Origin of the sequence: Halococcoides cellulosivorans (assembly GCF_003058365.1) — an archaeon.
GTDB classification, from domain to species: domain Archaea; phylum Halobacteriota; class Halobacteria; order Halobacteriales; family Haloarculaceae; genus Halococcoides; species Halococcoides cellulosivorans.
In genome coordinates this window covers 90,491-112,369 of the sequence record NZ_CP028858.1, presented here as the reverse complement: position 1 = coordinate 112,369, position 21,879 = coordinate 90,491, and the positions used below count along the sequence as shown (strand labels likewise).

General features: G+C 68.8%; 24 protein-coding genes. 13 read left to right on the top strand and 11 right to left on the bottom strand.

Annotated features, from left to right (window positions below; translation table 11 throughout):
- Positions 1-11 precede the first annotated feature (11 nt).
- Positions 12-464, top strand: a complete 453-nt coding sequence (locus HARCEL1_RS00560) for a COG1361 family protein (RefSeq protein WP_108380684.1) — start codon at positions 12-14, stop codon at positions 462-464.
- A gap of 17 nt (positions 465-481) precedes the next feature.
- Here the strand turns inward: HARCEL1_RS00560 and HARCEL1_RS13880 are convergent, their stop codons facing one another.
- The 5 genes from HARCEL1_RS13880 to HARCEL1_RS00535 all read right to left on the bottom strand — a co-directional run bounded on the left by HARCEL1_RS13880 (position 482) and on the right by HARCEL1_RS00535 (position 4,665).
- Complete coding sequence (locus tag HARCEL1_RS13880; RefSeq protein WP_325047910.1) at positions 482-589, bottom strand: PIN domain-containing protein; 108 nt, start codon at positions 587-589, stop codon at positions 482-484.
- A gap of 18 nt (positions 590-607) precedes the next feature.
- On the bottom strand, positions 608-1,801 hold the full coding sequence (locus HARCEL1_RS00550; RefSeq protein ID WP_174182908.1) for a PQQ-dependent sugar dehydrogenase: 1,194 nt from the start codon (positions 1,799-1,801) through the stop codon (positions 608-610).
- A 100-nt stretch (positions 1,802-1,901) separates the two neighbouring features.
- Positions 1,902-3,371 (bottom strand): NAD(P)H-hydrate dehydratase, encoded by a 1,470-nt coding sequence (locus HARCEL1_RS00545; protein ID WP_108380681.1) that lies wholly within the window; start codon positions 3,369-3,371, stop codon positions 1,902-1,904.
- Positions 3,368-3,646 (bottom strand): acylphosphatase, encoded by a 279-nt coding sequence (locus HARCEL1_RS00540; protein ID WP_108380680.1) that lies wholly within the window; start codon positions 3,644-3,646, stop codon positions 3,368-3,370. Before HARCEL1_RS00540 ends, HARCEL1_RS00545 begins: the two co-directional genes overlap by 4 nt.
- Before the next feature lie 83 nt (positions 3,647-3,729).
- The gene (locus HARCEL1_RS00535) at positions 3,730-4,665 is read right to left on the bottom strand and encodes a DNA-3-methyladenine glycosylase family protein (RefSeq protein ID WP_108380679.1); all 936 of its coding nucleotides are present in this window, start codon (positions 4,663-4,665) and stop codon (positions 3,730-3,732) included.
- Between the two features lie 91 nt (positions 4,666-4,756).
- Here HARCEL1_RS00535 and HARCEL1_RS00530 point away from each other — a divergent pair, with 91 nt between their 5' ends.
- Entirely contained in the window at positions 4,757-5,272 is a 516-nt protein-coding gene (locus HARCEL1_RS00530; protein ID WP_108380678.1) for a DUF555 domain-containing protein, read from the top strand.
- A 201-nt stretch (positions 5,273-5,473) separates the two neighbouring features.
- Here the strand turns inward: HARCEL1_RS00530 and HARCEL1_RS00525 are convergent, their stop codons facing one another.
- Positions 5,474-5,710, bottom strand: coding sequence for a UPF0058 family protein (locus HARCEL1_RS00525; protein WP_108380677.1), 237 nt, complete (start codon positions 5,708-5,710; stop codon positions 5,474-5,476).
- A 180-nt stretch (positions 5,711-5,890) separates the two neighbouring features.
- On the opposite strand from HARCEL1_RS00525, the gene HARCEL1_RS00520 reads away from it, so the two are divergent.
- The 6 genes from HARCEL1_RS00520 (at position 5,891) to HARCEL1_RS00500 (ending at position 11,590) form a co-directional block, all read left to right on the top strand.
- Positions 5,891-6,178 carry a DUF6432 family protein gene (locus HARCEL1_RS00520; protein ID WP_108380676.1) on the top strand — a complete coding sequence of 96 codons (288 nt, stop codon included), beginning with the start codon at positions 5,891-5,893 and terminating at the stop codon, positions 6,176-6,178.
- Positions 6,179-6,347: 169 nt separating this feature from the next.
- On the top strand, positions 6,348-7,820 hold the full coding sequence (locus HARCEL1_RS00515) for a sodium-dependent transporter (protein ID WP_108380675.1): 1,473 nt from the start codon (positions 6,348-6,350) through the stop codon (positions 7,818-7,820).
- Entirely contained in the window at positions 7,817-7,975 is a 159-nt protein-coding gene (locus HARCEL1_RS13225) for a hypothetical protein (protein ID WP_159076948.1), read from the top strand. Before HARCEL1_RS00515 ends, HARCEL1_RS13225 begins: the two co-directional genes overlap by 4 nt.
- Positions 7,968-9,434 carry a sodium-dependent transporter gene (locus HARCEL1_RS00510; protein ID WP_108380674.1) on the top strand — a complete coding sequence of 489 codons (1,467 nt, stop codon included), beginning with the start codon at positions 7,968-7,970 and terminating at the stop codon, positions 9,432-9,434. The genes HARCEL1_RS13225 and HARCEL1_RS00510 overlap by 8 nt, the downstream gene beginning before the upstream one ends.
- 46 nt (positions 9,435-9,480) lie before the next feature.
- Positions 9,481-10,656 (top strand): DNA primase small subunit PriS, encoded by a 1,176-nt coding sequence (priS, locus tag HARCEL1_RS00505; protein WP_108380673.1) that lies wholly within the window; start codon positions 9,481-9,483, stop codon positions 10,654-10,656.
- A gap of 1 nt (position 10,657) precedes the next feature.
- Positions 10,658-11,590: a hypothetical protein gene (locus HARCEL1_RS00500; RefSeq protein WP_108380672.1), complete on the top strand. Its 933-nt coding sequence runs from the start codon at positions 10,658-10,660 to the stop codon at positions 11,588-11,590.
- On the opposite strand, the gene HARCEL1_RS00495 is transcribed toward HARCEL1_RS00500, so the two are convergent.
- Positions 11,587-12,666: a M20/M25/M40 family metallo-hydrolase gene (locus HARCEL1_RS00495; RefSeq protein ID WP_108380671.1), complete on the bottom strand. Its 1,080-nt coding sequence runs from the start codon at positions 12,664-12,666 to the stop codon at positions 11,587-11,589. The genes HARCEL1_RS00500 and HARCEL1_RS00495 overlap by 4 nt on opposite strands.
- A gap of 142 nt (positions 12,667-12,808) precedes the next feature.
- Here HARCEL1_RS00495 and HARCEL1_RS00490 point away from each other — a divergent pair, with 142 nt between their 5' ends.
- On the top strand, positions 12,809-13,087 hold the full coding sequence (locus tag HARCEL1_RS00490; RefSeq protein WP_108384023.1) for a ribbon-helix-helix protein, CopG family: 279 nt from the start codon (positions 12,809-12,811) through the stop codon (positions 13,085-13,087).
- Positions 13,088-13,110: 23 nt separating this feature from the next.
- Here HARCEL1_RS00490 and lysA read toward each other — a convergent pair whose 3' ends face one another.
- Together lysA and HARCEL1_RS00480 are read right to left on the bottom strand one after the other, a co-directional pair.
- Positions 13,111-14,334 (bottom strand): diaminopimelate decarboxylase, encoded by a 1,224-nt coding sequence (gene lysA / locus HARCEL1_RS00485; protein ID WP_108380670.1) that lies wholly within the window; start codon positions 14,332-14,334, stop codon positions 13,111-13,113.
- Between the two features lie 67 nt (positions 14,335-14,401).
- Positions 14,402-15,349: a M48 family metalloprotease gene (locus HARCEL1_RS00480; RefSeq protein ID WP_159076947.1), complete on the bottom strand. Its 948-nt coding sequence runs from the start codon at positions 15,347-15,349 to the stop codon at positions 14,402-14,404.
- Between the two features lie 95 nt (positions 15,350-15,444).
- Here HARCEL1_RS00480 and aspS point away from each other — a divergent pair, with 95 nt between their 5' ends.
- On the top strand, positions 15,445-16,749 hold the full coding sequence (gene aspS, locus HARCEL1_RS00475) for an aspartate--tRNA(Asn) ligase (protein ID WP_108380668.1): 1,305 nt from the start codon (positions 15,445-15,447) through the stop codon (positions 16,747-16,749).
- 256 nt (positions 16,750-17,005) lie between these two features.
- On the opposite strand, the gene tsaA is transcribed toward aspS, so the two are convergent.
- A complete protein-coding gene (gene tsaA / locus HARCEL1_RS00470; protein ID WP_108380667.1) occupies positions 17,006-17,491 on the bottom strand; it encodes a tRNA (N6-threonylcarbamoyladenosine(37)-N6)-methyltransferase TrmO in 486 nt (161 codons plus the stop codon).
- A gap of 55 nt (positions 17,492-17,546) precedes the next feature.
- On the bottom strand, positions 17,547-18,779 hold the full coding sequence (locus tag HARCEL1_RS00465) for a GAP family protein (RefSeq protein ID WP_108380666.1): 1,233 nt from the start codon (positions 18,777-18,779) through the stop codon (positions 17,547-17,549).
- 144 nt (positions 18,780-18,923) lie between these two features.
- Here HARCEL1_RS00465 and HARCEL1_RS00460 point away from each other — a divergent pair, with 144 nt between their 5' ends.
- The 3 genes from HARCEL1_RS00460 to HARCEL1_RS00450 are packed head-to-tail and all read left to right on the top strand — an operon-like array spanning position 18,924 to position 21,879.
- Complete coding sequence (locus HARCEL1_RS00460) at positions 18,924-20,006, top strand: ABC transporter substrate-binding protein (protein ID WP_108380665.1); 1,083 nt, start codon at positions 18,924-18,926, stop codon at positions 20,004-20,006.
- Positions 20,003-21,025 (top strand): FecCD family ABC transporter permease, encoded by a 1,023-nt coding sequence (locus HARCEL1_RS00455; protein WP_108380664.1) that lies wholly within the window; start codon positions 20,003-20,005, stop codon positions 21,023-21,025. The genes HARCEL1_RS00460 and HARCEL1_RS00455 overlap by 4 nt, the downstream gene beginning before the upstream one ends.
- Positions 21,022-21,879 (top strand): ABC transporter ATP-binding protein, encoded by an 858-nt coding sequence (locus tag HARCEL1_RS00450; protein WP_108380663.1) that lies wholly within the window; start codon positions 21,022-21,024, stop codon positions 21,877-21,879. Before HARCEL1_RS00455 ends, HARCEL1_RS00450 begins: the two co-directional genes overlap by 4 nt.

Sequence of the window (21,879 nt, the reverse complement as noted above, 5' to 3'; positions counted from 1 at the left end):
CACACGTTCCCATGTACCGACAGCTCGCGATCGCCGGTCTGGTCGTCCTCGCGGCGGGGTGTCTGGGTGGCCCCGCCGCGGACGGTGAGCCGTCCACGGGAGCGACAGTGACGGCCGGGAGCCCCGATCCGAACGTGACCGTCCAGCCGGGCGATACCGCGACGATCACCGTCGAAGCCACCGACGTCAGTGAGCTGCGGGTGGGCCGAATCTCCGACGAGAACGTGACCATCGACTTCACTAGCGCGACCCTCTCGCCACGACCGGATCGCGTCTACGAAACGCTCCCGCCCTACTGGTGGTGGGAGGACCGACAGTCCACGGTAACGGTCGAGCTCCCGATCCAGGCAGACAGCGGCGCGACGCCCGGAATCTACCGCACGACGGCGGCAATCTACCACTCCGAAAACCACAGCCACGAGAACGCGACGGAGATCCCCATCGTCGTCGAAGTCGGCGGGTGACACGCCCTCGAATCGAGTCAGTACGACTCGACGGTGAGATCGGGGACGCGCTCGAAATCGGCGTCGCGCGTGACGATGCGAGCGCCGTGCTGTCTGCAGACACCCGCGACGAGCACGTCGCCCAGATTGATCGGCGCACCCAGTCACTCCTCGGTCGGACGAATCGCTACGATCGGCGCGTCCCTGGCATCGACGGCCACGAACAGCGTCCCGGCCGCGGGTGCCTGTTCGACCGCCCGGATCCGCCACCCACGATCGTCGAGGAGTGGATCGACCTCCGTGACCGTCTCCCCCTCGACCGTGAAATGGCCCAGGTACCGCCCGGCCAACGTCCCAGCGAACAGATCGCCCTGCCACGCCGGGACCGCATCGCCAGTGAAAAAGGCCAGGCCAGAGGGCGCGAACCCGCCGCTGCCACAGGGCCAGTAGTGTGCGGGATCGACGATGTCGGGGCGCTCGTCGTGGCTCACGCCGACTGGGTCGTCGGTCCCGTACCGACACGATTCCGAGGCGACCGGCCAGCCGTAGTTCCCACCCGCTTCGACGATATTGATCTCGTCACCGTCTCGCTCCCCGTGTTCGGTCTGCCAGATCGTACCCGTCTCCGGGTGGACCGCCATGCCCTGGGCGTTACGATGGCCGTAGCTGAACACGGCGTCCCGTTTCTCGGGATCGGCGACGAAGGGATTGTCAGGTGGAATCGACCCGTCGGGCGCGAGTCGGAGCGTCGTTCCGAGGTCGTTGCTCGGGTCCTGGGCGACGTGATCGGGCCCGAAATTCTTGAACTGCCGATCCCCGACAGTCACGTACAGCATCTCGTCCGGACCGACGACGACCCGCGAGCCGAAGTGGCCGCTCGACTCGACGAAGGGCCTCGCGACGTAGAGCGTCTCCAGAGCGGTCAGTTCGGGCCCCGCTCGGTCGAGTCGGGCCCGTGAGAGCTGTGTCGTCGTCTCGCCGCGCTCGTTCGAGACGCTCTGGGTCAGATACACCCAGCCGCCGGAATCGGGGGCGACAGTCACGTCCAGCAGGCCACCCTGCCCGCTGGCGTAGACGTCGGGGACGCCCGCAATCTCTGTCGTCGTGCCCGCCGTGGGATCGACCAGTTGCAGCCGACCAGGTCGTTCGGTGACCAGCAGGCCATCGCCGTCCGGGAGGGCAGCGAGCCCCCAGGGGTGGGTCAGTCCCTCCGCGACGGTATCGACCTCGAAGTCGGGGTCCGCGGCGCGGTCCGTCGTCGAACGAGTCTCAGATTCACTACAGCCCGCAATCCCGGCCGTTCCGAGGCCAAGACCTGTGCTGAGGACCTGGCGTCGGGTCGGGACCGACTGGTGCATGGAGAGTGGTATGTGTGGGCACGCCATAGGCGTTGGTCAGACACACAGACTGTCGACCGCGTCCAGAGATCCAGCGGTCTCCGTCCCCCTCCGGAGTCCGCTACACCCCGTGCTCGCCCAGGATCGCCCCCACGTCGTCGGGGAGTTCCGAGGCGATCAGGCCCCGGCCCGACCGCTCGGCGGCGCGATCGCCCGCGCGGCCGACCAGAAACGCGCCCAGGCCCGCCGCGACCATCGGATCCTCGACGGCGAGCAGTGCGCCGACCGTCCCCGCGAGCACGTCGCCGGTCCCGCCGACGGTCATGCCCGCGTTGCCCGTCCGGTTGACCCGCACGCGCTCGCCGTTCGAGATCACGTCGGTCGGTCCCTTCAGGAGCACCGTCGCGTCGAGGTCGCTCGCGGCGGTCGCGACCGCGTCGGCGAGGGCGGGTTCGTCCGCTCCGTCGACCGATCGGCCGACGCGGGCGAACTCCCCGCGGTGAGGGGTCACGACGAGATCGGCGTCGGTCTCGACCGCCGCGGCGGCGTCGATGGCCTCGGCATCGGCAACGACGCGGCCGTCGATCCGCCCGAGAAGGTCCGCGACGGCCGCACGCGAGTCCTCGGCCCCGCCCAGTCCCGGGCCGACGACCACAGCGTCGCGCTCCGTCGCCAGCGCGACGAGGCGATCGACGTGATCGGACCCGATCCGCTCGCCAGGGACCGACTCGACGATGAGATCGGGGGCGTACCCCTGGATCGAATCGGCGACCGATTCGGGGGCGACGACGCGAACCAGATCCGCGCCCGCCCGAAGCGCCGCGAGTGCCGCCAGTGCGGGCGCGCCGGCGTAGGGGCCCCCGCCGACGACGAGGATCCGCCCACCATCGCCCTTGTGGCTGTCCGCGGGACGGTCCAGCCGCCCCAGATCGCCCGGGCCGAGCGCGCGCTCGGCCTCTGCCGGCACGCCGATGTCCGCGGTCTCGACGGGCGCATCGAGCGCGCTAAGTCCGGGCTTCGGCCGGTGAAAGGTGACGACACGATCGGGAACGGGCGTCCCGGGCGCACAGTCGCCGGTCGCGGCGTCGAGTCCCGACGGGACGTCCGCGGCGATCACCGTCGCATCGGTGTCCTGGATCGTCTGGGCGGCACTCGCGACTGGCTCGCGCAACTCGCCCGTGATCCCGGTGCCGAGCATGGCGTCGACGATCACGTCCGGATCGTCGAGTGCGAGGTCCCGAGAGTCGCCGACCGCCCGTCGCTCGACGCTCGCGGTCGCGAGGGCGCCCCAGTTCGCGCGCGCGATCTCGGTCCCGATCGTCTCGGGTCGGCCGAGCAGGTGGACGCGAACGTCCAGATCGTCGAGGAATCGCGCCGTGACGAACGCGTCGCCGCCGTTGTTGCCCCGGCCGGCGACGATCGCGATCCGGTCGTCGGGGGCGGCCGCCGCGCGGACCGCTCGGGCGAGGGCGTGGCCACTCGATTCCATCAACTGCATCTGGGCGACGCCGAGCGCGGCGGTGTTCGCGTCCACGACCCCGATATCTTGTCCCGTGAGAGTCTCACCGAGGCCCCAGGTCCACGCGCTCATCGTCGGATCTCGAAGCCCGTGAGTCCCTCGGGCGACTCGTCGTGGCGCTCGACGCCGTCCACCCGGGCGCGCTCGGGGCCCTCCTGACAGAATGCGACCATCGTCTCGACCGCGTCAGAGTCGCCCTCGAAGACCGCCTCGACGCGGCCGTCCGAGAGGTTCTGCACCCAGCCGTCGACGCCCTCGTCTTCGGCCCGATCGCGGGTCGTCGCCCGGAAGTAGACGCCCTGGACGCGCCCCGAGACGAACACGTGCGCTCGCCGTCGCTCGCTCATGGTCGGGGCTGGGGCGGGCACCGCATTATACGTTCCCGTCGATCCGAGCACTGCGACGGGCGGCGATCCCGTCTCCGATCGCCTCAATCCGCCGTCGCGGCCTCGGCGGTCCGGAGGTGGTGGAACAGATACGTCTGGACGTACCCCGCGTCGGGGCCAAGCCGGTCTCGAAGCGCCCGACTCGTTTCGGCATAGGAATCGCGATCGCAGTCGGGAAAGCGCTCTTCGATGGCGGTCTGGATCCAGGTGTCGAGCGGGACCGCCTCGTCGAAGCCGAGTGCGAACAGCGCGACGCAGTCCGCGACCTTGTCGCCGACACCCACGAAGCGAGTGAGCCACTCGCGGGCGTCCTCGTACTGCATCCCCGCAGCGTCGGCGGGGTGGGTTCCGTCGGCGACCATCCGCGCGGTCTCGGCGACGTAGGGTGCGCGATAGCCCAGGCCGAGTTCGCGCAGGCGGTCTTCGCCCGCCGCCGCGAGTCGTTCGGGCGTCGGGAACGCGTGAACGGTCGCGCCGTCGAATTCGACCGGATCGCCCAGGTCGCGGCGGAGGTCGGTCACCATGCCGTGGATGCGCGCGACGCGCATCTGGGTCGAGCAGATGAAAGCGATCAGCGTCGGATACGCGGGATCGTCGATCAGTCGCAGGCCACGGTGGGCGTCGAACGCGGCCCCGATCACGGGATCCGATGGCGCGCGAGCGGCGATGGCGTCGAGGTCGTCGTCCAGACGGAGTCGCTCACGGACGAGAGCAGCGGCGGGCATCGTCGCCCGCCAGTCGAGGCCGCCGTCCGGGCGCTCGCGCACCTGGAGGACCCGGGGGTCGCCCTCGCGGGACTCGCCCCCGGGAGGGGCGCCGGCCGCCCGCGTGACGGTCGTGTACCACTGGCTACCGTCCGGGTCGCCCGTATACCCGTCGCCGTCGGCGCGCGTCCAGAGATACGACTGGCCGCTTTCGAGCGTGAGACCCAGATCGATCCCGCCGGGAATCGTCGCGGGGTCGATCGTCCCGGTGTGCATAGCGTGGCCACGCGCGGCGTGGTGTTGGGCGTTTCGAGTGGGAAATTCGTGCGGGCTAACCTTCTTGTCGGAGGCCCGAATAGCCTCAGCCATGGACTGCAGAGTCGTCGTCGAGGCCGCTGTCCCCGTCTATGACGTCGAAACGCCCGACGAGGCGGTCCGGATCGCCATCTCGAAGACCGGCGAGATGCTCAATCCCGATCTCAACTACGTCGAGATCGACATGGCCGAACGGGCCTGTCCGCACTGTGGCGAGGGGCTCGATTCGGCCTTCATCGCCGCCGACGAGAGTCTCGTCGCGCTCGAACTGGAGATGACCGTCTTCAACGTCGAACGCGACGAACACGCCGCGCGCATCGCCCGCAAAGAGATCGGCCAGCGCCTCGAAAACATCCCCCTGGAAGTCCTCGAAATCGAGGAACTCGACGCGGACGGCGAGCCGATCGACAGCGAGGACGCGAGCGAGGTGGGTGATGCGAGCGAAGCGGACGACGAAGACCTCACAGCGGAGCGTGACGACGCGCCGGCGTCAGCCGAGAATGCGGCCAGCGACGACGGCGAGAGCGACGACGTGCTTCCGGAGTTCGAAGAACTCATCGAAGATTAGTGGGTCGAAGGCGAGCGGATCGTGGACGAACGATTCGAAGGCGAACGGATCGATCGGCTGTGACTGGCGATCGTCGCCGCTGACTGTTCTCCGTGGTCGTGGGTCGACCAGCCGAGCCACCGCTCGGCGGTCAGCAATCGTGCGAGGGCCCACCGCCCCACCCACCCCCGTGCGTGGGAGCTCTGGCCCGCCGCGTTCCGATCAGTCGGCCGTCGCAGAAACTGCGTCGGTCGTCTCCGAGCGCATCTCGTCGACGATCCCGCCAGACAGCGCGAAGACGGCGCGCTTGTGGTCGGTCTTCGATTTGTGAATGGACGTGGGTCGGACGCCGAGTTCGGTGTATCGATCGTGATCGACGGTCTCACCCGTAGTGTGTTCGTAGTGGTCCTGTACTTGCGCGAGCAGGCCGTGAAGATGAATGAGCTCCTGTTTCTTCATGGGCAGTCCCGGATAACGACTCGATGGTTATAGTGTTATCCCGGCATTGGTTACCATGATCCAACGCTCAACGGGGTGCGCAGGCCCGAACTCACCCGATCGATCGGGGTGGGACCGCCCCGCCCGGACGCGATCACCCCGACGGGAACGCTGAAGTTCACGGTCGACCAATAGATCTCCATGCGCGCGACCCCCGAGCATCGAGATCGGCCGGCCGTCGAAGTGGCGGTGCTCGACGCGCTCGCCGCGCGGGCGGAGGAGGGACTGACGGTCTTCGAGTTGCGCTCCCGCGTCGATCACCCGATCGACGACCTCGAAGACGCGCTCGCGGCGCTCGATCGCGACGATCTCATCACCGTCGAGAGTGAGGGCGAGCGGACGGTGATCCGCCCGCGCGAGCACGCGATCGGACCCGAGGAGGAGAACGGCGACGCCGTGGATCGACTGCGCGAGTGGCTGTTCGGGTGACGATTTCCGGCAAAATGGTCTGGTAGACGACCGACAGCAATTCTAACACATCCTCGAGTCGTCGGCAATCATCAGCGAGCCGTCTCCGAATTTTCGGGGCGTTCGACCCGCTCGGAGCGTCGATCGACATTCCGAATCGTTTTTGAGATTGTGATAAGAAAGACGACGCATGAGTGAGGGTGGCGGTTGGGCGACTCGCCTCGGGTTCATCCTCGCGGCAGTTGGATCGGCAATCGGACTCGGGAACATCTGGCGGTTCCCCTACCAGGTGCACGCCAACGGCGGCGGGGCCTTTCTGATACCCTATTTCGCCGCGCTCGTGCTGGCGGGCATCCCGGTGCTCCTCGTCGAAATCTGGCTCGGCAGTGAGACCGGATTGACGACGCCGCTGGCGATCCGCGAGAAGTTCGAAGAGAGCGAGTTCCTCGGGTGGTGGGCGGTCCTGAACGGCTTCATCGTCAACGCCTACTACGTCGTCATCCTGGGGTGGTCGGCCGCCTTTATCGTGTTCGCGGTCACCCACGGGTCGGAGTTGCCGACGGGCGACCTGTTCACCGCGTTCAAGGCGTTTCTGACCTCGTGGTACCCCGTCGCGGGCGTGATCGTCATCTGGGCGGTGAACTACGTCATCCTCCAGTTGGGCGTCGAAGACGGCCTCGAACGGGCGAACAAACTGTTCGTGCCGTTCATCTGGGTCCTCGTCATCCTGCTCGCGGTTCGGGGGCTGATGTTGCCCAGCGGGCTGGAGGGTCTGGAGTTCTATCTCACGCCCGACTTCGGGGCGCTGACCGACCCCGGCATCTGGATCGCCGCGTTCGGGCAGATCTACTTCACGCTCAGTGTCGCGCTGGGGATCATGATCACCTACGCGTCCTATCAGCCGGAGGGCCAGGACATCACCAACAACGCCTTCATCATCGCCTTTGCGAACTGCGGGTTTGCCTTTCTCGCCGGCTTCGCGATCTTCCCGTATCTGGTCGCCGCGGACGCGGCCGCGACCGACAGCATCGGCCTGGCGTTCGTCGTGCTCCCACAGGCGTTCCAGACGATTCCGTTCACGCCGATCGTGGGCGCGATCTTTTTCCTCCTCTTGACGCTTGCGGGCCTCTCTTCGTCACTGTCGCTCGCGGAGGCCCAGGTCGGCCCACTCCGACAGAAACTGGACCTCGGCCGCACGGAGACAGTCAACGCGGTGGCGCTGGCGGGGGTCGCCCTGAGTCTCGTCATCGCGCTGGAGGGCCCGCTGGGCCTGCTGGGTGAGGGCGAGGCGGTCGGGCAGTCTCTCCAGTTGCTCGGGATGTTCGACACGTCGAGTGCGACCTACACGCTGCCGATGATCGCGCTGGGCGAGACGCTCATCTTCGGGTGGGTCTACGGCGTCGGGGCCTTCGGCGGCGGCCAGCGGATCGCAACGGCCGCGAACGCGGTGAGCGACTTCTCGATCCCGCCGCGGGTGTACGCCGTCGTCCTCCAGATCGTCGTCCCGACGGCGCTGGGCTATACGATCCTCTCGAAGATCTTCGCAGACGGCCAGACCGGGCTCATCGCACCGCTGGTGATCATCGTCTCGGCGGCGATCGCGTCCTCCGTGACCCACCGATCGGACGCCGTCGAAGCGGCTTCGGGGGGTGAGGAGGCATGACCGCGATCGACCCCGGCGCGCTCGCGATGGCTATCTTCGGCTTTGCGTTCCTGTTCGGCGGCCTCGCGGTCACACTCTGGATCGCCTTCCAGTCGGGTGGCTACGGCGCTGCCGGCGACTCCGAAGACCGCGACGGAGGTGACACCGATGAGTGAGCGTGACGCCTGGGCGACCAGGCTGGGGTTCATCCTCGCGGCGGTCGGGTCGGCGGTCGGGTTGGGCAACGTCTGGCGATTCCCCTGGATGACCGCCGACAACGGCGGGAGTGCGTTCCTCGTCGTCTATCTCGCGATCGTGTTCGCGGTCGCGCTGCCGGGTCTGATCGGGGAGTTCGTCGTCGGCCGCCGGGGCGAGCGCAACCCCGTCGGGACGTTCGCCCGGCTCGGCTCGTCGTCCTGGCGACCCATCGGGTGGATCGCCGTGCTCACCTCGCTGATCGTGCTGACATTCTACAGCGTCGCCGGCGGGTGGGTGCTGCGATATCTCTTCGACAGCGCCGGTGGAGACGTCCTCTTGCAGTCGGTCGGCCTCGCGAGCACGACCGCGTTCGGATCACCCGGCGCGCACTTCGGTGCGATCTCGGTCGGGCCGGCGGCGCTGATCGCCCACCTGGTCTTCATCGGGCTGACGGGCGCGATCGTCTACTTCGGCGTCGCGGACGGCATCGAACGCGCGACGAAGATCATGGTGCCGGCGATCGTCCTCTTGCTGATCGGTCTCGCGGCCTGGGCGTTTACCCTGGAGGGGGCGGCCGAGGGGCTGGCCTTCTATCTCGCGCCCGATATCGACTATCTCGCCGCGAACCTGATCGGTGTCGTCGAGGCCGCCGCCGGGCAGGCACTGTTTACCCTCTCGGTCGGGGCGGGCGTGATGCTCACCTACGCCTCGTACCTCGACGAAGACCGGTCACTGTTCGTCGACGGGGCCTCGATCGCCGTGTTGAACACCGCGATCGGCCTGCTCGCGGGGCTGGTCGTCTTCCCGATCGTCTTCTCGTTTGGCTCGATCGAGGCGGGATCGGGCGGGCCCGGCGTGATCTTCGTCAGCCTCGCCCAGGCGTTCAGTCAGTTGCCCGCCGGGCGGGTCATCGGAGCGATCTTCTATCTCGTCCTCGCGCTCGCGGCGCTGTCGAGTGCCATCTCGATCATGGAGGTGCTGGTCGCGTACCTCGTCGACGAGCACGCGATCGCTCGCGAACGCGCCACGGTCGGGATCACCCTATTGTTCGCGGCGACGGGGACGGTCTGTGCGCTCAGTAGCGACGTGTTCGCGCTGTTCGCGGACAACCTCGCGAATCTGGGCCTGGCGACGGGCCTGCTGGCGTTCCTGCTATTTGCGGTGTGGATCCTGCGCGACGAGGCGACCGACGAACTCCGTCTCGGGGGCGGGCGGGTTACCGACGCGCTCGCCACGCCCTGGCTGGCCCTGATCGCGACTGTCCTCCCGGTGTTTCTGGTGTTCACGATCCTCGGTGGCCTCCCCGCCGCGCTGACGACGCTCGGCGACCTGCTCGGGTCGGTCCCCGGATGGGGGTATCTCGTGGGCGCGATCGCGCTCGTCGGACTGGCTCACGCGGTCGTCTTCCGAACGGAGATCGCAGCGTTCGCGAACTGATCGGTCCCGAACCACTCTTGTGGCCTCGCGTTCTCGTATCGCCAGCATGGACGAGCGGACGCGCGCGTACCTCCGTGGTCGGTTCGGCGACCACTACCGCCGGACGACGATCGATCCGCCGCCGAGCGCCGAGGCCCGCGAGTGGGGCTACATGCCGTTTACCGACGGCGGGACGCGCATGGTCCGCCATCGCACACTCCTGGACATCGGGCGACTGGAGGAGTTTCTCGCCCGCGAGCGCCCCCGTCACGTCTACTTCTCGGCGGGTCGGTACGACGACCCCGGGACCCGCGGCATGGACGCGAAAGGCTGGCGCGGGTCGGACGTGGTCTTCGATCTCGACGCCGATCATCTCCCCAGCGTCGACCCGGCGGAGACGTCGTACGCGGACATGCTCGCGGCCTGCAAGGACGCGCTCCAGCGGTTACTCGACTTTCTGGATCGCGATCTGGGCTTCGAGGAGTGCTCGGTCGTCTTCTCTGGCGGGCGCGGCTATCACGTCCACGTTCGCGACGAATCGATCCAACCGCTCGAAAGCGAGGCGCGCCGCGAGATCGTCGATTACGTCCGCGGGATCGGCCTCGACCCCGAAGCGGTGATCCGCGAGGAGGCCGTCGGCGGGTCGGTCGGCAGAGAGAGTCCCGCCCAGAAACAGACGCTCCCGACCGACGGCGGGTGGAGTCGACGCGCCCACGAGTACCTCCTGGAGGTCGTCGAATCGCTCGAAGCGGCCACAGAAGACGAGGCGATCGAACGGTTACAGTCCTACGACGGCATCGGTCAGACGCGCGCCGAGGCGGCCTACCGCGCGATCGAGGCGAACGGCGACGCGATCCGCGCGGGCAACGTCGACGTCCACCCCGGGTTTACGATGGTCGCCAAACACGTGATCAGCGAGGCGCTCGCTGACCGGATGGCCCCGATCGACGAGCCAGTGACGACCGACGTGAACCGCCTGATTCGACTGCCGCGGAGTCTCCACGGCGGGAGTGGCCTCGAAGTCGTGCCCCTCGATCGGAAGGAGATCGCCGCGTTCGACCCACTGGTCGACGCCGTCCCGGAGACGTTCCGCGGACGGGAGATCACCGTCGAGGTCAGCGACGAGACGTCGATCGAACTCGACGGCGATAGCTTTACACTCGACCCGGGCGTTCGTTCCGTCCCGGAACCAGTCGGCGTCTCGCTGATGGCTCGCGGCGACGCCGCGAAAGCACCCGAATAACATGGATCTCGATACCCTCCAGTCGGTCCAGAGTCGCGAGCGACAGACCGACAGCGTGCAGTCGCTGCAGTCGGACTTCTATACAGCGACCGCGGAGTTCGTCGGCGAGTTGCGCGACCGGCGCGCGCGTGCCGCCGAGGTCGCCGACGACCCCTTTTCCGACCCCGAGGTCTCGCGGCTCAGCCACGACATCGAGACCGCCGAACAGACCGTCGAAGCGATCTACGAGCGCCGCGTCGGCAAGATCGTCAAGCTGGCGTCGCTCGCCGCTGCGGACATGGCCGTCGACGACGAAGGGCTGACCGACGAGGAACAGGACCTCTTCGAGACGCTCGTCGCAGCCATCGAATCCAATCGCGGGCGCGTCATGGACGTCCTCGACGGGGGGAGTGCGAGCGGTGACGGCGAGGCCACCGCGACCGACGCGACACCCGCTTCCGACGCGGACGGCGTGTCGGCCGCGGCGGCGATGGGCGACGACGCCGCGGCGGCGGACGGCCGACCCGTCCCGCCCGAGGAGCCGGCACAGAGCGACGGCGGTGCATCGCCCGCGGGAGCCGACGCGGACGCGTCCAGCGGGACGGCACCGGGCGAGGCGCCCGACAGGATCGACGCGGACGTCACCCCCGACCAGATCCCGCCCGCCGAGGCGACCGCGGATCGGCCCGGTCCGGCCGCCGAATCGGGCGACGAGGCGAGCCCACCGGACGGTCCCGGCGGTAAGAGCGGTGACGAGACCGCCGACGAACCGCGCGATCCCGCCGCCGACGGCGGGCGCATCGATCGCCGGACCGTCCAGGTGACCGACGAGGTCGGCGAGATCTTCGGCGTCGACGATCGGACGTACGATTTGGGAACGGGTGACGTGGTCACACTACCGGAACCGAACGCAGACATTCTGGTCGACGGCGACGAGGCCGTCCCGATCGACTAACACAGGGTTTCGATCGCCGTCGTCAGCGTTTTCGCTGCCTCGTCCAGGTCGTCGCGCTCGACGTACTCTCGATCGGCGTGTGCGACCGGGCCCTCCGAATCCGCGAGCACGCCCGGACCGTAGATCGCCGTCGGCACACGATCCGCGAACAGCGACGCCTCCGTCGCCGCGCCGAACGCCCGGATCGAGCCCGCGCCCCCCGCCCGAAGCGCCGTGACCACGCTCGCGTCGTCTGGCGTCCGGAACGCCCCGAGCTGTGGGGCCTCGCGGTCGGCGAGTGTGACCCGTACCGTGGCCGCATTCCCTGCGTCGTCGAGCGCCGCGTCGAGATGCTCGGTGAGCGCGTCGCGGAACGCGGCGGGCGTCTCGGGTGGAACCGGGCGGCGATCGAACGTGATCGTACAGGTCTCGGGCACGCGATTCGGGGCGGTCCCGCCGGCGATTTCGGTCGCGGTCAGCGACGGGGGGCCGAGGCGGTCGTCCGGGGCGGGCCCGCGCTCGCGGTCGAAGGTCCCGATCGCGTCGAGGACGGGCCCCGCAGCGGCGACCGCGTTGATCCCGTCGGTGCCCGCGGCGTGAGCACTTGCGCCCGAGAGCGTGATCGTCCCCTCGAACTGGCCCCGTGCCCCCACACAGACGTCCAGCCCCGTGGGTTCGCCGACGATCGCGTGATCGGGGGCGAGCGTTTCCGCGAGGTGGGCCGCGCCGTGCTGGCTGGTCTCCTCGTCGGGCGTGATCGCGAGCGTGACCCGGCCGGACTCGATCGTCGCCGCCTCGAACGCGTGGATCATCGCCGCGAGCGGGCCTTTCGCGTCGCACGATCCCCGGCCGTAGATCCGATCGCCGTCGCGGCGATATGGGCGATGCGGTGGGACCGTGTCGAGGTGCGTATTGAGGAGGAGGTGGCCGCCGTCGCCGGCCGACCGCTCGGCCCGGACGGTCCCCGAGTCGTCGATCCAGGGATCGAGACCCGCCGATTCGAGCGTCTCGACGAGGAGATCACGCATGGCCTCGACAGAGTCGTGTGAGGGTGTCTCGACGGCCGCGCGATGGAAGCCGTGGAGATCGATTGGCATGGCGGGCCTACCGGCCGGCGGGCCAATAGTGTCGCGGTCGTCGAGCGGGTCGTCTATCGCAGGCCAGCGACGCTTTCCCGTCGCGTTCGACCCGAGTCTCGTCGTCACCGACGGAATCTGTGAGACAACCGTCTCACACGGTGTGAGCACGGACACCGACGACGGCGACGACCGGATGGCCAAGATCGACGTTCGGGTGCCAGCGCCGTTGCTCGACGCTATCGAGGAGGAGTACCCCCGACGTGGCTACGCCTCTCGATCGGCGGCGATCCGGGACGCTCTGCGGGACTGGGTGACCCCCTCGCCGCAACTCTCGGAAGGGACACTCGACGACCTCGTCGAGAGTCGGGACCAGCGAGAACAAGGGGAGACGGTCTCGGCCGAGGACGCCAGAGAAAAGCTCGGTCTCGACAATTCCTGAGTCCCGATCGGAGCCAGCGACGCTCACCCGCTGCGTTCGACCCGCGTCACGTCGTCGATGGTCTCCCGCCGACGCACGACCGCGACGTGATCGCCGTCGATGGCGACCTCCGCGGGCCGGGGTTGAGAGTGGAACTGGCTCGCGAGGTCGTAGCCGTACGCGCCGGCCATCCCGATCGCGAGCACGTCGCCGCGCTCGGGCCGGGCGATCGGCCGATCGGTACAGAACACGTCCGCGCCGGTACAGCAGGGCCCGCCGACCGAGACGGGCGTGGCCTCGCGATCGGGCGCGCTCACGTTCCGGATCGGGTGGTACGCCCCGAACATCGCCGGCCGGACGAGCGTCGCGAGCGAGGCGTCGACGCCGACCACCGTCGATCCGACCTCCTTGATCGTGTTGACACGCGTCACGATGCACTCGGCGTCGGCGACGACGTACCGCCCGGGTTCGAGTTTCAGGTCCGCATCGACGCCCGCGACCGCATCGCGAATCGCGTCGGCGACCCGATCGAGGTCGAGGGGGTCGGTATCCTCCCGATAGGGCACGCCGAACCCGCCGCCGACGTCCAGGAACTCGATCGGTTCGACCCCTTTGGCGAGATCGGCGACCACTTCGAGTGCGCGGGCGTGCTCGTCGATCTCGTCGCCCAAAACGCCACTACCCACGTGGGCATGGACGCCGACGAGGTCGAACCGCTCGCGGACCGAGTCGGCGACGGCGGGCAGGTCGTCGCCGGGAATGCCGAACTTCGCGTGTTTGCCCGTCGCGACGTCGTCGTGGTGGCCCGTCCCGATGCCCGGGTTGACACGGATCGCGACCCGGCCCGAATAGCCCAGCGCTTCGAGGCGGTCGAAGGTGTCCCGTGCACCGGCGGTGATCGTCAGCCCCGGGGCCTCGGCGGCGAGGTCGACGGCGTATTCGAGTTCGCGATCGGGTGGGTTGACCGCGGTGTACTGGAGATCGTTGGGATCGGCCCCGGCGTCGATCGCGCGCTGGAGTTCGCCCGCGGCGGCCCCCTCGATGGTCGCACCCGCGTCGAGGACGCTTTCGAGGACCGCCCGCCCGGTGTTGGTCTTCGCGGCGTACATCACCTCGGCGTCGGGAAACGCGCTGTCGATCCGGCGGTAGTTCTCGCGGACGCGCTCGCGATCGAGAACGTACAGCGGGGTTTCGAACCGGTCGGCGAAAGCGACCAGCCGATCGTGATCCCAGTCGGCGAGACGGCGCACTGGCGGGCCGTTGTCCATACCGGGCGATAGCCGGCGGGAGCGACAAGCGTTGTGATTCCCGAAAGATGGCGTACGAAGGCCTCGGTCAGGACTGGTCGGCCGCCATCGCCTGCAAGCGTTCGATCCGCTCGGCGGTCGGCGGGTGCGAGCGCGTCCAGACCCGGAATCGCTTGCGAACGGGCCACAGCACCGGTCTGCGCTCGCCATCGGGGCCGAGCATCAGCGGTTCGGTCGGATCGTCGAGCGCGACGATCGACATCGTCGATTCGCCGGCGACGCTGCGCAGATCGCGATCCGGCGTCTCGGCGACCGATGCGTCGAGTGTCGCGAGCGCACTCGCCAGCGCAGCGGGCGACCCAGTCACGCGCGCGGCAGCCCGGTCGGCCGCGCGTTCGCGCTCGCGGCCGAAGATCGCGACGACGATCCGGCCGGACCACTCGGTCGTGAGCGCGAACAGTTTCATCACCCCGGTTATGAGATCGCGGGGCGAGTGCACGCGGAGTCGATCGGTGATGCCGTCGGCAATCATCACCGGGGTCGCAGCGACGCGCATGACCCACGCGTCGCGATTCGCGAGGTGCGCGAATTCGTGGGCGATCACGGCTTCGAGTTCGTCGTCGTCCAGTGCGTCGAGCGTCCCCCGGGAGACGACGAGTTCGGGATCGCCGGATCGGTGGCCGACCGCCATCGCCACCGGCGCAGGCCGTTCGGCGATCACGAGTCTCGGCACCGGAAGATCGAACTGCCGGGCGATCCGCGTCGCGATGCGGTGGACGCGATCGCCGGGCTCGACCGGCGTGCGTTCAGCGCCCTGTTCGCGGTCGCGACGGTAATCGAGGGTGGCGACCGTCACGAAGACGAGTGCCGTCACGACGGTCGCCCAGAGCGCGGGCGGACGGATTTCCATGGCGCGACACAGCGCCCACGCCATCGCCCAGATCCCCACCGCCAACGTGCCCGTCAGCACGACGAGGGCGACCAGCGTGGCGAGCATGCGAACGGTGAGGCGGCGTGACCCGACCGCGGCATTCATACCGGGCATTCTGGCCCGGGCCTTTTGGATCTATGCTCTGGGTCGTTCGATTCGAAACCCGTGGGCTTTCAACCACCGGGCCCGCCAGCAGTAGTATGGACGACCGAACCCTCGCCACCGACGCACAGCCGGGCGAGTCCGCGACGATCGCGGGCTGGCTCCACGAGACCCGCGATCTCGGCGGGATCGCCTTTCTGATCCTCCGGGATCGCAGCGGGAAGATCCAGGTCAAACTCGAAAAAGACGAGATGGACGACGCGATGGTGGAGACCGGCCTCGACGCCCACCGCGAGAGCGTCTTGCAGGTCTCGGGCGCCGTCGAAGACGAGGAGCGCGCGCCCACGGGCGTCGAGGTCGTCCCCGAGTCGATCGAGGTCGTCGCCGCGGCCGACCCCGAACTCCCGCTGGACCCCTCGGGGAAAGTCGACGCCGGCCTCGATACGCGGCTGGACAACCGCACGCTCGACGTGCGCAAGCCCGCCGTGAAGGCGGTCTTCGAGATCCGCTCGGCGGCACTCGCGGGCGTCCGCGCGAGTTTCCGCGATCTCGACTGCACGGAGATCACGACCCCGAAGATCGTCGCGACCGGCACCGAGGGCGGGACCGAACTGTTCCCCGTGAGCTACTTCGCCCAGGAAGCCTACATGAATCAGAGCCCACAGCTGTTCAAACAGCTCATGATCGGGTCTGGGCTCGAACGGGTCTTCGAGATCGGCCCGATCTTCCGCGCCGAGGAGCACAACACGCCCCGCCACCTCAACGAGGCGACCTCGATCGACTTCGAGTCGGCGTTTGCCGACGCCAGCGACGCGATGGACGCCTGCGAGACCATCGTCCGCGGGGCCTACGAGGCCGTCGCGGAGACCTGCGAAGCGGAACTCGAAACGCTCGGACTGGCCGAGGACTTCACGGTGCCAGAGGCGGGCTTCCCACGGATCACCTACGAGGAGGCCCTCGATCGGATCAACGCCACCGGCGCAGTCGACGAGACACTCGAATGGGGCGACGACCTCTCGACGCCCGCCGAGGAGGCGCTGGGCGAGGACGTGGGCGAGCACTACTTCATCACCGACTGGCCCAGCGAGATCAAGCCCTTCTACATCAAGGATCGCGACGACGACGCGACGGTCTCGACGGGCTTCGACATGATGCACCCCCGCCTCGAGTTGGTCTCCGGCGGGCAGCGTGAACACCGCTTCGACCATCTCGTCGAGGGGTTCGAGCAGCAGGGCCTCGATCCCGAGGCGTTCGACTACTACACCCAGATGTTCCGGTACGGCATGCCGCCCCACGCCGGGTGGGGGCTGGGTGCGGAGCGGTTGGTGATGACGATGCTCGACCTGGACAACATCCGTGAAGCCGTGCTCTTCCCGCGAGACAGGCAACGGCTTTCGCCGTAGGCGAGATTCCGAGCGTCAGCGAGGAATCTCGAAGCGGAGCGGTGAGCGAAGCGAGGTTGCGACCACCGGGAGCAACCTCGTAGCGAAACGGCGAGCGGTAGCGAGGTCGTGGGTGGAGCGAACGACCTCGGAACGGAGCCGTGGAGCACAGCGAACCGCGGAGCCCAGCGAGCGACCTCGGAACGGAGCCGTGGAGCAAAGTGAGCCGCGGAGCAGCAGGAGCGATCGGGTGGTCCTGACCAGCGGGACGCTCGCCTCACACGAACCGATCGTCGGCGTATCGGCGGCCGTCGTCCTCGTCGACCGCGGCCATCCAGCCAGTCTCGGCCGCCTCGGGCACGTCGAAGTCGGGCACGAACGGTTTCACGTCGAGCAGCGGCGTCCCGTCGAGCACGTCGATCCCGCGAACCGCGATGCTCGCGCCCTCGACCGATTCGATCGCCACCACCGAGAGCCCGATCGGATTCGGGCGGGTCGGCGCGCGCGTCGCGAACAGGCCCCGCGATTCCTCGTCGAGAAACGGGGTGACGCTTGGCTCGTACCCATCGGCCTCGTGGAACTGGTAGAGCAAAATGCAATGCGAGAAGCCGTCGAGATCGGCGAGCGCGGGGGCGTAGTCCTCGTCGAGGTCGACGGTCCCGGGCGTGTCGTCAGCGATCGAGGGCTGGATCGGCATTCCTTCGAGGGAGTCGTACGGCGTCCGAATCCGACCGATCGGTGCGAAACGCGATTCGTCGGTCACGCACGCGACTGGGACGTGACCGCCCCTATAGCTGTGGATCCGCGCACTGGCCGCCTCAGAGCAGGCCGACTGCGAGCGCCACACCGATCGCGACGAGCAACAGGCCCGCGACGAGGTGCAGTCCCTCGACGTGTCGCTCGCGCCAGGTCCCGACCGCGTCGGCGGTCGCGAACCCACCCGACACGGCGACGGTGATCGCGAGCATCGGCGCGACGAAGATCAGGTTGTAGACCACGAGCAGGGCGATCGCCGTCGGCCAGGCCTGGTTTGCGAGCAGGCCGCCCGCGACGAGATACGGGCCCGCCGTGCAGGGCAACAAGAACAGACTCACGCCGACGCCCGCGAGCGCCGACCCAACGACGGCGCTCTCCCGAGTCCACAGCGGGTCCGTGAGTCGCCGCTGCATCGCGGGGCGCCAGCGCTCTGGCACCTCCATCGCGAACCCGCCAGCACCGTGGCTGATCGCGTCCTTGAGATTCAGGAGGCCGAGGCCGATCGCGAGCACGCCGAACAGTCGCCGGACGATCGGCAGATCGATCGATCCGACCGAGGCGACGGATTTGAGTCCGAACACCAGCAGGGCACCCATCGCGGCGTAAGTGAGTGCGACCGCGATCGAAAATGCCAGGCCCGCCCGGAGGACGCGGCCGTGATCCTCGGGGTTGCGCGTCAGGATCGTCGTCAACAAGACGAGCAACACCGCGAGCGCACACGGGTTGACCGCGTCGGTCGCCGCCATCCCCGCGAGGCCGACCAGCGTCACCGCTTCGAGATCGCCATCCGATTCGGCGTTCGAGGCGTCGCCGGCCACCCCGTCGGTCGTCTCCGTGGGCGCCTCGGTCGCCGCCTCCAACCTGGACTCGATCAGATCGATCGACGGTCGGTCTCCGATGGCGTACTCGTCGTCGACGAAGACCGCCGGGACGGCCCCCCAGTCGTCCCGTGGAACGTCGTACTCCTGCAGATACTCCGTGAACCGTTCGGAGTTGTCCCGAGCGTTGTACTTCTCGACTCGAAAGTCGTACTCGCTACGCTGTTCGTCGAGATACGCCTCGACGTTCGCACAGTGCGGACAGGTTGGCAGATGGAAGAAGACGATCTCGACGGTCGCGTTCTCGGTCGCCGGGTGCTGGGCCGCGTGCGTTTCGGCCGGTGAAAGCGAGTCGCTCGTGTCGACACCCACCGCGGCCCCGTTCCCGTGGCCTGGAGAGGCCAGTGCGCCGCCGACAGCGACGGCCGCGAAAAGCACGATCACGACGGCCACCCCGACGGCGCGAACCGATACCATGTGTGACGAAAGGATTGCCGATATCGAAAGTCGTTGCGGATCGCCCGCGTGCCCCGACTGCCGAACGCGCGATCGAGTCCGGTCGACAGAGAGTATTACTGAGTTTCGAAACCGTAATATTTCGAGGGCCAGTACCGCGACGGAATGGCACGACGACGCGAGGTCCTGCAGACGCTGGGGGCGGGCGCGACGGTCGCGCTCGCGGGGTGTTCGAGCGGCGATGGGGCGGGAGCGGCCGAGCGGACCGTCACCGACGGGATGGGTCGGACGGTCGCCGTCCCCGACCGGGTCGAGCGCCTCGTCGGCGTCGGGCCGGGCGCACTCAGACAGATCGCCTACCTCGGGGCGACCGACCGCGTGGTGGGCGTCGAGTCCGAAGTGGGGGTCGGCGTCACCCCCTATCGCCTGGCGAATCCCGATCTGGCCGACCGGCCGGTGATCGGATCGGCGGGCCCGAACGCCGGCGGGAACACCGAGGCGATCCTCGGGGTGGACCCCGATCTGATCGTCTTCTACGGCGACCCATCCCGTGCGGAGACCCTGCAGTCCCAGACCGACACGCCCGTCCTCGCCCTCGACATCGTCGACATCGTCGATCGGGAGTCGCGTGCGACGATGTTCGAGACCTGGCGACTGCTGGGAGCGGTCCTCGACCGCGGTGATCGCGCCGAGACGCTCATCGCGTTCGTCGAGGAGACGATCGACGACCTGGCCGAACGGACCGCGTCGATCCCCGACGCCGAGCGCGAGGACGCGTACGCGGGCGCGATCAGCTACAAGGGCGCGCACGGCCTCGCGACGACGCGCAAGCGGTTCGCCCCCTTTCGCTGGACCGGAGTCGACAACGTCGCCAGCGACATCGACACCGACGCGCCGTCGGTCCAGATCGACCCCGAGCGCCTGCTGGCGTGGGATCCCGCGACGCTGTTTCTCGCCGCCGACAACCTCGACCGGGCGCGTGCGGATCTCGACGACTCCACGTACGCCTCGAACGACGCGATCGAGACCGGGGAACTCTACACGTTGTTGCCCCACGCCAGCTATCACCACAACTACGGTTCGATCCTCGCGAACGCGACTTTCGTCGGCAAAACCGTCTATCCCGACCGGTTCGCGGACGTGCGTGTCGCCGCCCGGGCGGACGAGATCTTCGAGGCGATGCTCGGGGCACCGCTGATCGACGACCTCCGCGAAGCGTATCCTGCCATCGAGCGCATCGATCCATGACCGAAACGATCACTCAGCGATCGAGGCTTCGCGAGCGCGTCGGCCTGTTCGGCGGCGTCGGCCTGGCGCTATTCGCCACGCTCGGCGCGCTCGCGATCGGATCGGCGGACCTGTCCGCGAGCGCGGTGCTCGCCGCTCTCGTGGGCGGTGGGACCGCGACGGCCCGGACGATCGTCTGGCAGGTGCGCGTCCCGCGCGTGCTCGCGGCGCTGCTGGCGGGCGGGGGACTCGCCGTCGCGGGCGCGGTGATGCAGACCGTCCTCCGAAACCCGCTGGGTGCGCCCTACACACTGGGGATCTCACAGGCGGCGGCGTTCGGCGCGGCGATCGCGATCGTCGCCGGAATCACGGACGGCCCACTCGGCACGCTCCAGACCCCGATCGCAGCGTTCGCGGGCGGCCTCGTCTCGACGGGCGTCATCCTCGCGCTGGTCACCTATCGCGAGGCCACCCCGGAGACGATGATCCTCACCGGCGTCGCGCTCGGATCGCTGTTCTCGGCCGGCCTGACGCTAATCCAGTATCTCGCGAGCGACACCGAGACCGCCGCGATCGTCTACTGGACGTTCGGTGATCTGGGCCGGGCGGGGTGGTGGCAGGTGGGCCTGCTGGCGGCGGTCGTCGGCCTCGCGAGCCTGTACTTTTTGCGGCACGGCTGGGACTACGACGTGCTCGACGCCGGCACCGCGACCGCACGGAGTCTCGGGGTGAACGTGACACGCCTCCGGATCGGCGGGATGGCCGTCGCGTCGCTCGTGACTGCGCTGGTCGTCTCCTTCGTCGGCATCATCGGGTTCGTCGGCCTCGTCGCCCCGCACCTCGTCCGGATGGTGATCGGCGGGACCGAGCGGTCTCTCCTCCCCGGGTCGATCCTGACGGGGGCGACGCTGCTGGTGGCTGCCGACACCGCCGCCCGGACGGTGCTCGCACCGGTCGTCCTCCCGGTCGGAATTTTGACCTCGCTGCTCGGCGCGCCACTCTTTCTCTATCTCGTCGTTCGGGGCGGTGCGTACTGGTGACCCTCCAGATCGACGACCTACACGTTGGCTACGACGAGCGCGTCCTCGACGGCCTCAGCCTGCGCGTCGAGGCAGGCGAACTCCTCGGCGTGCTCGGCCCGAACGGGTCGGGCAAGTCCACCCTGCTGCAGTGTGTCGTCGGCCTGCTCGACCCCGACGCCGGGTCGATTACCCTCGACGGCACGCCGATCGACCACCTCGCGAGCGACGAGCGCGCCCGGCGGGTCGGCTACGTCCCCCAGTCCGAGTCGCGAGCGTTCCCCGCGACGGTGTTCGAGACGATCCTGCAGGGCCGGCGCCCCCACGGCGGGTGGGCACCGAGCGCGCGCGACCGCGCGGCGGTCCGTGAGACGATCGACCGCCTCGGCCTGGCGGACCTCGCGACCCGGAAGATAGCGGATCTCTCGGGTGGGCAGCGCCAGAAAGTACGGCTGGGTCGCGCGCTCGTCGGTGATCCCGAGGTGCTCGTCCTCGACGAACCGACGAGCGCGCTCGATTTACAGCACCGCCTCCGCGTGATCGATGAGATTCGCAGGCAGGTCGGCGACGACGTGGCGGGGATCGTCGCGATCCACGACCTCACCCTCGCCGCGCGCTCCTGCGATCGCGTCGCCTTGCTCGCCGACGGGCAGGTCCACGCCGTCGGCGGGCCGGAGATCCTCACGCCCGAGCGCATCGAGGCCGTCTACGGCGTCGAAGCGAGCGTCCTGACCCATCGCGATCGACGGGTGATCGTGCCCGACGCGCCCGTCCCGAGTGCCGCCGCAGGCGACCGCGGAGCGACCGATCCGGGCGACGACCCGGATCGACCCCGACCGACGACCGACCACGCCGAGCCAACGACTCAGGACTGA

Excerpts from the sequence above, each read along its gene's own strand:
- HARCEL1_RS00550 (WP_174182908.1), bottom strand. The coding sequence starts at position 1,801 with ATGCACCAGTCGGTCCCGACCCGACGCCAGGTCCTCAGCACAGGTCTT.
- lysA (WP_108380670.1), bottom strand. The coding sequence starts at position 14,334 with ATGGACAACGGCCCGCCAGTGCGCCGTCTCGCCGACTGGGATCACGAT.
- HARCEL1_RS00510 (WP_108380674.1), top strand. The coding sequence starts at position 7,968 with ATGAGTGAGCGTGACGCCTGGGCGACCAGGCTGGGGTTCATCCTCGCG.
- priS (WP_108380673.1), top strand. The coding sequence starts at position 9,481 with ATGGACGAGCGGACGCGCGCGTACCTCCGTGGTCGGTTCGGCGACCAC.
- HARCEL1_RS00520 (WP_108380676.1), top strand. The coding sequence starts at position 5,891 with ATGCGCGCGACCCCCGAGCATCGAGATCGGCCGGCCGTCGAAGTGGCG.
- HARCEL1_RS00495 (WP_108380671.1), bottom strand. The coding sequence starts at position 12,666 with ATGCCAATCGATCTCCACGGCTTCCATCGCGCGGCCGTCGAGACACCC.
- HARCEL1_RS00525 (WP_108380677.1), bottom strand. The coding sequence starts at position 5,710 with ATGAAGAAACAGGAGCTCATTCATCTTCACGGCCTGCTCGCGCAAGTA.
- HARCEL1_RS00460 (WP_108380665.1), top strand. The coding sequence starts at position 18,924 with ATGGCACGACGACGCGAGGTCCTGCAGACGCTGGGGGCGGGCGCGACG.
- HARCEL1_RS00515 (WP_108380675.1), top strand. The coding sequence starts at position 6,348 with ATGAGTGAGGGTGGCGGTTGGGCGACTCGCCTCGGGTTCATCCTCGCG.
- HARCEL1_RS00540 (WP_108380680.1), bottom strand. The coding sequence starts at position 3,646 with ATGAGCGAGCGACGGCGAGCGCACGTGTTCGTCTCGGGGCGCGTCCAG.
- HARCEL1_RS00560 (WP_108380684.1), top strand. The coding sequence starts at position 12 with ATGTACCGACAGCTCGCGATCGCCGGTCTGGTCGTCCTCGCGGCGGGG.
- HARCEL1_RS00530 (WP_108380678.1), top strand. The coding sequence starts at position 4,757 with ATGGACTGCAGAGTCGTCGTCGAGGCCGCTGTCCCCGTCTATGACGTC.
- aspS (WP_108380668.1), top strand. The coding sequence starts at position 15,445 with ATGGACGACCGAACCCTCGCCACCGACGCACAGCCGGGCGAGTCCGCG.
- HARCEL1_RS00455 (WP_108380664.1), top strand. The coding sequence starts at position 20,003 with ATGACCGAAACGATCACTCAGCGATCGAGGCTTCGCGAGCGCGTCGGC.
- HARCEL1_RS00535 (WP_108380679.1), bottom strand. The coding sequence starts at position 4,665 with ATGCACACCGGGACGATCGACCCCGCGACGATTCCCGGCGGGATCGAT.
- HARCEL1_RS00500 (WP_108380672.1), top strand. The coding sequence starts at position 10,658 with ATGGATCTCGATACCCTCCAGTCGGTCCAGAGTCGCGAGCGACAGACC.
- HARCEL1_RS00545 (WP_108380681.1), bottom strand. The coding sequence starts at position 3,371 with ATGAGCGCGTGGACCTGGGGCCTCGGTGAGACTCTCACGGGACAAGAT.
- HARCEL1_RS00465 (WP_108380666.1), bottom strand. The coding sequence starts at position 18,779 with ATGGTATCGGTTCGCGCCGTCGGGGTGGCCGTCGTGATCGTGCTTTTC.
- HARCEL1_RS13225 (WP_159076948.1), top strand. The coding sequence starts at position 7,817 with ATGACCGCGATCGACCCCGGCGCGCTCGCGATGGCTATCTTCGGCTTT.
- HARCEL1_RS00480 (WP_159076947.1), bottom strand. The coding sequence starts at position 15,349 with ATGAATGCCGCGGTCGGGTCACGCCGCCTCACCGTTCGCATGCTCGCC.